This is a genomic window from Marinobacter sp. G5_S1_61_S3 (genome assembly GCF_054968585.1).
This window is the reverse complement of sequence record NZ_JBQKUK010000014.1, coordinates 132,809-144,615: the sequence shown is the minus strand read 5'-3', so window position 1 is coordinate 144,615 and position 11,807 is coordinate 132,809. Positions and strand designations below refer to the sequence as shown.

The window sequence follows — 11,807 nt, the reverse complement described above, 5'->3', positions numbered from 1 at the left end:
CACCGACACATCAAAGCTGTAAGGGGTTTTCTGCAGGACGGTGTCGTCCTCGCCCAGTTCGTAGGCCGCCTGCATCCACTTCAGGCGGTTGAACAACGCAGCGTGGGTGTTGGCCACACCCTTGGGTTTGCCGGTGGAGCCCGAGGTGTAGATCACATAGGCCCGCTGCTCCGGGTGGATCCCGACATCGGGGATCGATGCCGGCTGATCCGCCAGATCAAGCTGGTCGAGGTTGATCACCGACAGCCCGGCCGGGGCCGGCAGTGACTCAATCACCGCGTCGTGGGTCAGCAGCAGGTCCATACCGGCGTCGGTCAGCACCTGACTCTGACGCGCTTGTGGGTGTTCGGGGTCCACCGGCACATAGGCGGCGCCGGCTTTCTGGATGGCGTAGAGGGCGACCACCAAGGCCACCGAGCGCTCGGTGGCAACGCCTACGAGGCTGTTGCTATCCACGCCCTGCCCGATCAGGTAATGGGCCAGGCGATTGGCACGGGCATTCAGGTCGGCGTAGCTCAGGCGTTCAGCGCCGAACACCAGGGCTTCCCGATCCGGGTGCGCAGCCACCTGGCGCTCGAGCAGACGATGCACCGGCTCGGGCCGGCCATAGTCCACGCCCGTCCGGTTCCAGGTCGCCAGTTGCTCGTGGTCGGTGTCGTCCAGCAGGTCATAGGCGCCGATTGGCCGCTGGGGGTCTGCCGCGATCTGCCGGAGCAGGCATTCAAATCGACGGTGTATCCGCTCAACCGTTTCCCCATCGAACAGATCCGCCGCGTAATTCCAGTTACCGCCCACGCGACCGTCCGGGAAGGCCCAGGTGTGCAGCGCCAGGTCAAACTGGGCGGCACCGGCGTCCTGCGCCAGCAATTCAGCAGTCACACCGGGAGTCAGTTCAAAGCGCTCGCCATTGCGCTGCTGATGGTTATAAAGCACCTGGAACAACGGATTGTGGCTCAAGCTGCGTTCCGGCTGCAGCTGGTCGACAAGATGTTCGAATGGCAATGCCTGATGCGTCTGAGCCTGCCGGGCAATCTCATGCTCCCGGGACAGTATGGCTGTGAATCCATTGCCGCCGGCCACATCGCTGCGCAGCACCTGGGTATTCACGAAAAAGCCGATCAGGCCCTCCAGTTCCGCCTGTTCTCGTCCGGCAATGGGAACGCCCACGCTCAGGTCGGTCTGCCCGCTCAGCCGGCACAGCAGCACCTTGTAGGCCGCCAGCATGACCGTGAAGAAGGTTGTTCCCCGGGACCGCGCCAGGGCATTCAGCGCATTGGCCACGGTGTCGTCGAACGTGAAGTGATAACGCCCGCCCCGGAAGGACTGCTGCGCAGGCCTCGGCCGATCGGTCGGCAATTCCAGCACTGGCGGCTCATCGCCCAACTGCCGCGACCAGTAGTCGAGATCCGTTTCCCCAGCGCCTGCCTCAAGCGCCCGGCGTTGCCACAAGGCCACGTCTGCGTACTGCAGGGGCAGCGGCGGCAAGATGGCCTCCTCGCCCGACAGGGCGGCACGATAGCACTGGGCAAACTCCGTCAGGAGCACCTGGATCGACCAGCCATCGGCAATGATGTGATGCAGGCACAGCACCAGGCGATGGTCGTGTTCCGCCATCCGCACCAACGCCACCCGCCAGAGCGGGCCAGCGGCCAGATCGAAGGGTTGCTGCGCGATCTCCCGGACCAGGGTCTGGAATTCCACTTCGCTGTCGGCGCTCAGTTGCGGAACGTCGACCTGTGCCACCGGGCCCACCACCTGCAGCGGCTCCCCATTTTCGTCGGCACGGAAGGTAGTGCGCAGGCTGTGATGGCGAAGTGCCAGGGTGTCGAAAGCCGCCTGCACCGCCCCGACATCCAGCGGGCCGTTGAGACGAATGGCGCCAGGCAGATGATAGGCACTGTTACCCGGCTCCAACTGATCGATAAACCACAACCGCTGCTGGGCGAAAGAGGCAGGGCTGGCATCACCGGCCATGCCCGAAGGGATCGGCAGGGACGACAGGTCCAGCCCCTGCTCCTGCAGTCTGCGAAGGAACACCTGGCGCTTGTCGGCGCTCAGCCCCAGGAAGCGGCGTGACAGGGCCATCGCATTGTCCTGCATTATTCAATCTCCTCCAGTTCATTCATCAATGCATCAAGGTTGTCCAGGCGGTCCTGATCCAGGGCCTGTCCCTTCAGGCGTTCAATCACGGCAGCCATGGCCGCCACCGTGGTGGCCTCAAAGGCTTCCGCCAGCGGCACGCTCACGCCCAGGCGCTCGCGAATCCGCGACAGCAGGCGAGTTGCCAGCAGCGAGTGGCCGCCCAGTTCAAAGAAGTGGTCGTGGCGCCCCACCTGCTCGACCTTCAGCAGGTCTCTCCAGAGTTCCACCAGGATTTCTTCCAGTTCGCCTTCCGGGGCGATGTAGCGGCGTACCTCAAGCTCCGGCTGCGGCAGGGACTTGCGGTCCAGCTTGCCGTTGGCGTTCAGCGGCAACCGGTCAAGCACAACCAGATGGGTAGGCACCATCACCGCCGGCAGCTCATGGGACAATCGATCCCGCAGGCTTTCGGTTTCCAGGTGTAGACCGTCGTCGGGCACCAGGTAGGCCACCAGTTGGGCCCCGTGAGGTGTTTGCTGGGCCGCCACCACCGCCTGACGAATGCCGTTGCAAGCAAGCAGGCAGGATTCGATCTCGCCCGGTTCAATGCGCTGGCCACGGATCTTCACCTGAAAGTCCGCGCGGCCGGCGTACTCGAGCAGGCCGTCGTCATTCCAGCGTGCCAGGTCACCGGTTCGGTAAAGGCGGCCACCGGGTTGACCGAAGGGGTCCGGGACGTAGCGCTCCGCGGTCAGCTCCGGACGGCCGGCATAACCACGGCCGACACCAGTGCCACCGACATAGAGCTCACCAACCACACCGCTCGGTGCCAGCTCCAACTGGGTGTCGAGCACATAAAGCCGGTTGTTGTCGGTGGGTTTGCCGATGGGAATGCCCGCGCGCGTGTCCTCCAGGCCTGTCAGGGTATGAAGCGCCACATCGTCGGCACACTCCGCCGGCCCATAGGCGTTGACCAGTGGAATGCGCGGGTAACGCTCGAACCAGCGCCGGGCCAGTTCCCGGCCCAAGGCTTCGCCCGTGGGCAAAAGCCAGCGCAATCCCAGACGCCGCTCCGGCACCGCGAGAATGCCTTCAATCACCGCCGGCACGCTTTCCAGCACGGTAACGCCGCTGTCGGCCACGGCCTCAAGCAGCCGCTGGGGATCGTGGGTGATCTCATCGGGAATGATGTCCAGGCGGCCGCCAAACAGCGGCGCGGTCAGGAACTGCCACACGGAAATGTCGAAGCCGGTGGCCGCCGTCTGGGCGATCACGTCCCCGTCCCCCAGCTCCAGATAAGGCACCTTGGACAACTGGTTGTTGAGCATGCCCTGCTGGTTGACCATCACGCCCTTGGGCTCACCGGTGGAGCCGGAGGTGTAGATGACGTAGGCCAGTTGATCCATGGCCGGATACCGGCATGGATTACCATCCCGATCCGTAGCCAACAGGGATTCCAGGGTGACCACCCGTGGACGTGCTTCGGTTTCTGCCAGGATGGCGCCGACCTGCTCCAGGCAGGCTTCCGGCGTGACCAGCACGGGCGCCTGACTGCTATGCAACATGCGGCCGCTGCGGGCCGGCGGATGGCGTTCATCCAGTGCCAGGTAGGCGCCACCGGCCTTGAAGGCGCCCACGATCATAGTCATCAGGTCCAGGTTGCGGGGCGAATACAGCGCCACCACTTGATCCGGCTGCGTGCCTGCCTCAATCAGGCCGTGACCGATGCGGTTGGCCCGTTGGTTAAGTTCGGCGTAGCTCATGCTGCTGCCCTGGCAGCGGGCGACTTCCCGGCCGGGATCCGCCAGCGCCCAGGCTTCGAACCGTTCGAGCCAGCTCAGGCTCATCCAGTCCGGTTCCATCTGGCCCTGGCCAAGTCCGAGCAGCTCGCCCCGTTCCCCGGCGGAAACCAGCTGGATAGCGGCAAGCGGCTGCTCCGGCGCCCGCATCAACTGGCGCAGAACCTGGTGGTACTGGTCCAGCAACGCCTGCATATCCCGATCCCGGAAAACCCGCTGGTCGTAGCTGAACTGAAGTTGGTAGGTCTCGCCCGGCAGAATGACCACGGTCAACGGATAGTTGGTGTGGGTGCGGTTCGCCAGAGGCGTGATGCCGTATGCTTCGGCGGCCTGCCGCACGTCCGCTCCCATGGGCACGTTCTCGAACACGAACAGGCTGTCGAACAGGGCGTCGCCACGCGGGGTTTCTGCCAGGTTCTGTACCTCTGCCAGGGACAGGTGTTCGTACTGGCGCAGGGCCGCATTGGCAGACTGCAGTGAACGCAGGAAGTCGAGCCCGGTCTGGGTTGCGCTTTCAGCGCCTATGCGCAGCGGTAGGGTGTTGATGAACAGGCCAAGGGTGTCTTCGATGCCATCCAGCTCTGCCGGGCGACCGGCGACGGTCACCCCGAACAGGGCTTCGTCCAGACCACCGTGGCGCATCAGCACCAGTGCCCAGGCTGCCTGCATGAAGGTGTTCACGGTCAGCTTTTCGTGGCGTGCCCGTTCAACCAGTCGAGCCGTTTCCTCCGCTGTGAGCGCATGCGTCACATCCTGAATGGATGGCTCACCAATGGCGGTGCGCTGGTAGGGCAATGGCGTGACCTCGGTGAAGCCGACCAGCTTATCGCGCCAGAAGCGGTGCGCCTGTTCGGCCTCCTGGCGTTTCAGCCAGGCGATGAAGTCGCGGTAGGGGCGCGCCGGGGTTACCACCGGCTGCTTGCCATCCACCAACGTACGGTAATGGTCGAAGAACTCCGCGAGCATCAGGCCACGGCACCAGGCGTCAATCAACGCATGATGATGGCTCTGTACAATACGGCAATCATCCTGACCGAAACGCACCAGGCGCAGACGCAGCAGCGGAGGTTTGGTGAAGTCGAAGCCTTGGCGGCGTTCTGCCGCCAGCAACGCCTCCAGCTCCGCTTCCGCATCGGCACGCTCCAGATGGCTCAGGTCGATCAGCTGCGCCGGCGACGGCACATCGCGATAGACAATCTGGTGTTGGGTGCCACCGTCCAGGCCGTGGAAAGCGGTCCTGAGCATGGGATGGCGCTGGACCACCGCGTGCCAGGCCGCCCTGAAGGCCTCGAAATCCACCTCGCTGCGCACTTCATACTGGTCCTGCATAAGGTAGATGCCGCTGCCCTGTTCCAGCAGACTGTGTAGCAGGATGCCTTCCTGCATCGGCGCCAGGGGCAGGATGTCCTCGATATTCGCGGGGTTTTCCAGAGCATCCAGTTGCGGCTGGTCCAGATCAGCCAGCGGTACATCCGACGGTGTCAGGCCACCGGCCCGGGACGCACAGTCTTCAATCAGCGTCATCAGCGCTTCGCGGTACAGGTCGATCAGGCGGGTCACCCGCGACTTCTCGAACCTCGCACGACTGTAGGTCCAGTCCAACTGTAACTGACCATTGTGTACCTGTCCGTCCACCACCAGCGCGTTCGCCAGCAGGCCAGAGCCGTGGCGCGAATCGCCGACGGGCTTGCCATCGAGGACAAACTGCGAACCTGGCTCTCCGTCGAAACGGCCGAGGTAGTTGAACGTCAGACCGGCACCGGTCATTTCCGGCAGTTCCGCGCCCTGCAGTTCCTTCAGCACACCATACCCAAGCCCGTCGCCCGGAACCTGACGCAGCATTTCCTTGGTGCGTTTGAGTGTGCCAAGTGCCTCTTCGCCCGCTTCCAGCGCCACCGGATACAGCGTTGTGAACCAGCCCACCGTGCGACTTACGTCCGGCGCCCCATCCGGGGCATTGCGGCCATGACCTTCCAGCGTGATCACATGGCGGCTGCGGCCGGACCACTGTCCCAATGCCTGGGCCAATGCCGCCAGCAGCAGGTCGTTGACCCGGGTGCGGAAGGCCGTCGGCGCGTCGTTGAGCAGTCGCTGGGTCTGCCCTTCATCGAGCGTCATTCGCAAGTGATCGCCGTCGGCAACCCGCGCTGTGCCATCCGGGTTGTCGCAAGGCAGTGCCGCGTCTTCGGCAGAAAATGCCTGCCAATACGCCAGTTCCTCATCGAGGCGACCATGGGCCAGATCCCGGTGCAGGTAATGCACCCAGTCATGCAGGCCGTCAATGTCCCCTTCGAGCTCAATGGCCCTGCCGCCTGCGGCCTGCTCATAGGCAAGCTGCAGATCCTCAAGCAACACCCGCCAGGAAACACCGTCCACCGCCAGGTGATGGGCGGCGATCAGTAATTCCTGACGCTCGCCCGGCTGAGAGACCAATACACAGCGCAGCAGCGGTCCGCTCGACAGGTCGAGACTGCGCTGCGCGTCGTTGAAGGTCGACAGTAGGGTCTGTTCATCGTCGGTTTCCAGGGTCCAGAGCAGATCAGCCTTTTCCTCGCGGCTATAGGTCTGCGTGCGCTGGTCTGCGTCAAAACGTAACCGCAAGGCTGGATGGATATCGACCACCGCGGCCAGGGCCTTGCTCAGGGGCTCCGCCTCCAGCGGTGAACGGATACCCAGGCGCAGCGCCTGGTTCCATTGGTTGCGATCATCAACGGGCTGATTGAAAAAACGTTGCTGGATCGGGGTCAGCGGGAAAGCCTGGGGAACCGACTCCCGGGCCGCCAGTTTCGGCGCGGCAGCGGCCTCCTGGACTTCGGCCACGTGAGCCAGTTCAGCAATGGTCTGCTTCTCGAACAACTGCTTTGGGGTGAGCTTCACGCCCTGCTTTCGCGCTCGGGCGATCACCTGGAGGCTGATGATGGAATCTCCGCCCAGGCTGAAGAAGTTGTCGTGGCGGCCGACTTTCTCGACATGCAACAGCGACTGCCAGAGTTCTGCAAGCATGGTTTCCACACCCGCCAGCGGCGCCGCGAAATCCTCACCCTGACGCTCCGGTTGCGGCAACGCCTTGCGGTCGAGCTTGCCGTTCGGGGTCAGCGGAAATTCAGCCAGCGGCAGGATATGCGCCGGTACCATGTAGTCCGGCATTTGCAACGCCAACGCGGAAAGCACGGCTTCAGTGTCCAGTTCGACCGCCAACGGATACGCCACGATCAGGCCATTATCGTCGACCTGGACATGGGCATCGCTGACGCCGTCGAACGCGCGGATGCGCTGAGCAATCTCTCCCAGTGAGACCCGGTAGCCGCGAACCTTCACCTGGTCGTCGTTGCGGCCGTGAAAGCTCAGCCGCCCATCTTCCAGCAGCCGTACCCGGTCACCGGTGGCATAAAGCCTTTCCCGCGACGACTGGGGATCATCCACAAATGCGGCGGCCGTCTGTTCCGGCTGACCAAGGTATCCCCGCGCAAGGCCGGCGCCGCTCAGGTAGAGCTCGCCGATGGCACCCTGAGGCAAAGGTAAACGCTCTTCGCTCAGCACCTGCGCGCGGATGTTCGGCAGTGGCGTGCCCAACGGAACGGTTGAATCCTGCTCGTCGCCCGGTTCCGTGGTCAGCACGCCCACGGTGGACTCCGACGGCCCGTAATGGTTTAACACACGGCAGTCTGGGTTCAGTTCCCGAACCTGGCTCAGCAACGCTGATGGCAACGCTTCACCGCCCAGTACCAAAGCCTCACGAGGCAGCACCCGGGCCGGCTCGGCAGCCTGCAGTAATCCGGAAAGGTGGGTGGGCACGATCTTCAGGATGTCGACCTGATACTCCGCCATGTAGCTGGCAAAGGCGTCCGCGTCCATAACCCGGTCGGCACTCAACAGGTGCAGCGTGCGACCACTGCATAGGGCCCCGAACAACGTGGTATGGCCCAGGTCCGCCGCGACGGTGGATACCATCGCCATGGTGGCCTTCGGCGAGGGATCGATGACCTCCAGAACACCCTGTACATAGTTCGCAATGGCACCGTGGCTGACCACCACGCCCTTGGGAGTACCACTGGTGCCGGAGGTGTAAATCAAATAGGCTGCCTGGGCCGGCTCAATCAGCGTCCCCAACGGTTCAACGGGTTCGCTCCGCCAATCGGCCGCCGCGTTGAAACCTATCAAGGCGCCTTCGAAGCCGGGCACGGCTTCATGACCCAGCAGCCACCCGGCACCGCAATCCTTCAGTACAAATGCCTGGCGGTCGGAGGGCCATTTCGGGTCCAGGGGAACAAAAGCCCCGCCCGCCTTGAGCACCGCCAGAACGCCAACCACGAACTCCGGTGAACGGTCGAGGCAAAGCCCCACCGACGACTCCGCTGCCACGCCCTGCCTTTGCAGGTGCTGTGCCAGCCGGTTGGATTCCGCCTCCAGCCAGCCGTAGTCGAAAGACTGGTCCTCGTATTGCAGAGCCTGTTGCCCGATGGTGGACTGAATATGTCCATTCCAGAGCGACACCAGGTCCCCTACGGGAAAGTCCGCCTTCGGTCCTTCCAGCGCCGACGGTGTCGCCAGCAACTCCAGCTCGCCCAGCGGCCGCGAGGGATTCGCGGTGACCTGCTCCGCCAGGTTGACCAGTTCCTCGGCAAACTCCCGAATACGCGGCTCGTCGAACAGGTCACACGCGTAGGTGAGCACACCCTTAATACCTTCAATTCCCTCAGTGCCCTCAATACCCCCCGGCTGATCGGTGATATCGAAGCCCATATCGAAGTGCGCGCTGTCGTCGTCCCGCTGGCGCATGGTGAGTGTCGCCCCGGGTAACCCGACATTCTCGGGCAACGGGAACTGCTGGGTGAACTTCACCTGGCACAGGGGGTTGTGGCGCAGGTTACGCTCCGGCTGCAGCGCGTCCACCAGTTGTTCGAACGGCAGATCCGCATGAGCCTGCGCCCCGAGGGTAGCGTCGCGGACCGAGGCCAGAAAATCAGTGAAGCCCTGCGTCGCGACGGGCTGGCTGCGCAACACCAGGGTGTTGACAAACAGACCGACGAGACCTTCGGTTTCCGGCCGTGACCGACCGGACACAGGCACACCTATCCGCAGGTCCCGCTGGCCGGAATAGCGATACAGCTGGGTTTTATAGAGCGCCAGCATGACCATAAAGAGCGTAACGCCCTGATCCCTGGCCAATTGCCGAAGCTTCTCACTAAGCGGTTCCGGGAAGGCAAAGGCCACCCTGGCACCACGATGGCTCTGGGACTCGGGGCGCGGCCGGTCAGTTGGAAGTTCAAGCACCGGGTGCTCGTCGCCCAACTGCTGCTCCCACCAGCTCAACTGGCGTTCGGCTTCGCCAGCCTCCATGGTCTCCCGGTGCCAGTGGGCGTAGTCAGCATAACGGATGGGCAGGACCGGAAGATCCGGGTCATGTCCCTGTGCAAAGGCGGTGTAAAGCTGCCCGAACTCCTTCACCAGCACCTGCGCCGACCAGCCGTCGGCGATAATGTGATGAATCACCATCAACAGGCGATGGTCGCTGTCCCCGAGGCGTACCCGGTGCACCTGCCATAACGGACCCTGCTCGAGATCCATGGGCTGGCTGACCAGGGCTCGACTGAGGTTGTCCAGCGCGCTTGCGGGAGAATCCTCGCCGGTGAGGTCATGACTTTGCACAGTTACCGGTGCCGCTGGCTGTATCCGCTGCAGGCCACGGTTTTCATCCGTTTCGGCAAACACCGTGCGCAGGCTTTCATGACGCTCCGCCAGGGCGTCCAAACTGCGCTGGAGCGCGTCTTCATCAAGACTGCCCATGAACTGCCATTCGCCGCACAAGTGATAGGCGCTGGAGCCGCCTTCCAGTTGGTCCAGAAACCAGAGCCGCTGCTGGGCGAAGGACTGCGGAAGCTCCGCATCGTCGGGAAGACGCTTGATCAAAGTGGGTCGAGAGCGATCCGCCCGCTGTGTTGATACCCAGCGAGAAAAATCGCCCAGGCGGGGATGCTCAAAAAGAACCGCTGGCTCAATCCTCAGTCCCAGATCACGCTCCACACGGGACAGCATCTGCATGGCCCCGACCGAATCACCACCCCAGGTAAAGAAGTGGGCATTGCTGTCCAGGTCATCTCGGTCCAACACCGCCTGCCAGGCCGACACGACTTCCGGCAGCACCGTCGATTCCAGTTCAGCCGATGCCACAGCTGGCGCCGACGCTTGCAGCATGCGACCGTCCTGCCAGCCGGCAAACACCGACAGTTCACCACGTTCCCATCCCTGGCGGCAGGCTGCGCGCTGCAGCTTGCCACTGGTGGTACGCGGCAAGGTTTTGGGCTCCAGCAGCAGAATCACCTGGGGCGCAATGCCCAGGGTATCGCTCATGGTTTCCGCGATGACGGCGCAGATCATCGCCGGCTTGACCATCCTTCGAGTGGTCCGACCAACTTCCAGGGCCAACCCTATGCCTTCCGCCTGCTGGGCGTCGATGGTGGCAAACGCGGCCAGCCGGCCTGGCATCAGGAGCTCAATCTCCCGCTCCAGGGTGCTCTCGATATCCTGGGGATACAGGTTCTGGCCATTTACGATGATGACGTCCTTCTGACGCCCCGCCACGTATAGGTGGCCGTCCTCGACGATGCCGAGGTCGCCGCTGCGCAACCATCGGCTATCCCGCCACTGCACAAAGGTTTCCGCCGTAGCCGTGGGTTTTTCCCAATAGCCCTGAGCAACACTGGGGCCGGATATCCAGATTTCGCCCACTCGACCGTCCTCGACGGGCTCCCTCGTCTGGGAATCAACGATGCAAAACGTGTCCTCCCCATATGCATCCCCACACCCCACCAGCCTGCTGGGCTGATGGGCACTGCTAAGGCCTGCCGTGGAAAGCTGCTCCGGCTCAAAGGTACGGGTCTGGACATCGCCGTTGAACCCATGGGTGGTTACGAACAGGGTGGCTTCTGCAAGACCATAGCTGGGCGCAAAGACATCACTGCGAAAGCCATGGGGCGCCATACGATCGGCAAAGCGCTCCAGGGTTTCCGGGCGAATCGGTTCCGACCCGGTGAAGGCCAGACGCCAACTCGACAGATCCAGGCCTTCCAGTTGTTCATCGGTCACCCGCCAGCCACAGAGCATATAGGCGAAATCCGGGCCGCCGGAGTATGTCACCCGGTACTGGCTGATAGCCTCCAACCAGCGTGCCGGGCGGGCCAGGAAGAACTGCGGTGTCATCATGTTGGCGCAGTGGCCATGCAGGATCGGCAACAGCAAACCCGACATCAGTCCCATGTCGTGAAACAGCGGCAACCAGGTCATCCAGACATCGTCATCAGTGGCCTGAAAGGCTTTGGCCATGGTGTATTCGTTGGCCATCAGGTTGGCGTGGGACACCATGACCCCCTTGGGTGCAGAGGACGACCCTGAGGTGTACTGCAGGAACGCCAGATCCTGGCTTTGGGGTGGCACCACCTGCAACGCATTCTGCCAGTGCAGCCCGATGCGGTCCGCCGCCACCACTCGCCCACCGTCCGGCAACAGCGGCGCCAATCGAGACTGATAACGCCGGATGTCCTGCTCCAGGGCAAGGACGGCCATCGGTTTCGAGTCCCCGATCATACCGCCGAGGCGGTCAATATAGGCCTGACGGTCGTGCTCAGGTGGGTACGCGGGTATGGCGATAATGCCGGCATAGAAACAGCCGAAGAAAGCGGCCGCGAAATCCGCGCCTCCTGGCAGCATCAGCAAGCACCGTTCACCCGGTGCTAACGCCAGTTCGTTCTGTAGATATCCCGCTAGCGCCTGTGCCTTCTGGTAAAGCTCACAGTAGCTGGTTACCAGGGGTGGCGCGTCATCCGAGACCAGTTGCCGGATGGCAAGTGATTGGGGTTGCTGCTCTGCGTAAAAACGAAGGACATCGGCGAAATTCGGAAACCGTTCCGCGTGTAGGCTCATCTTGTCACC

At 63.1% G+C, this 11,807-nt stretch carries 2 protein-coding genes; both read right to left on the bottom strand.

Translation table 11 applies throughout. The annotated features are described in order from the left end of the window. Positions 1 to 2,100, bottom strand: a 2,100-nt coding sequence (locus ACTRWH_RS15135) for a condensation domain-containing protein (RefSeq protein WP_462826553.1), incomplete at its 3' end; no start/stop codon positions are given. Continuing rightward, positions 2,100 to 11,798 carry an amino acid adenylation domain-containing protein gene (locus tag ACTRWH_RS15130; RefSeq protein WP_462826552.1) on the bottom strand — a complete coding sequence of 3,233 codons (9,699 nt, stop codon included), beginning with the start codon at positions 11,796 to 11,798 and terminating at the stop codon, positions 2,100 to 2,102. The genes ACTRWH_RS15130 and ACTRWH_RS15135, both read right to left, overlap by 1 nt. Positions 11,799 to 11,807 lie beyond the last annotated feature (9 nt).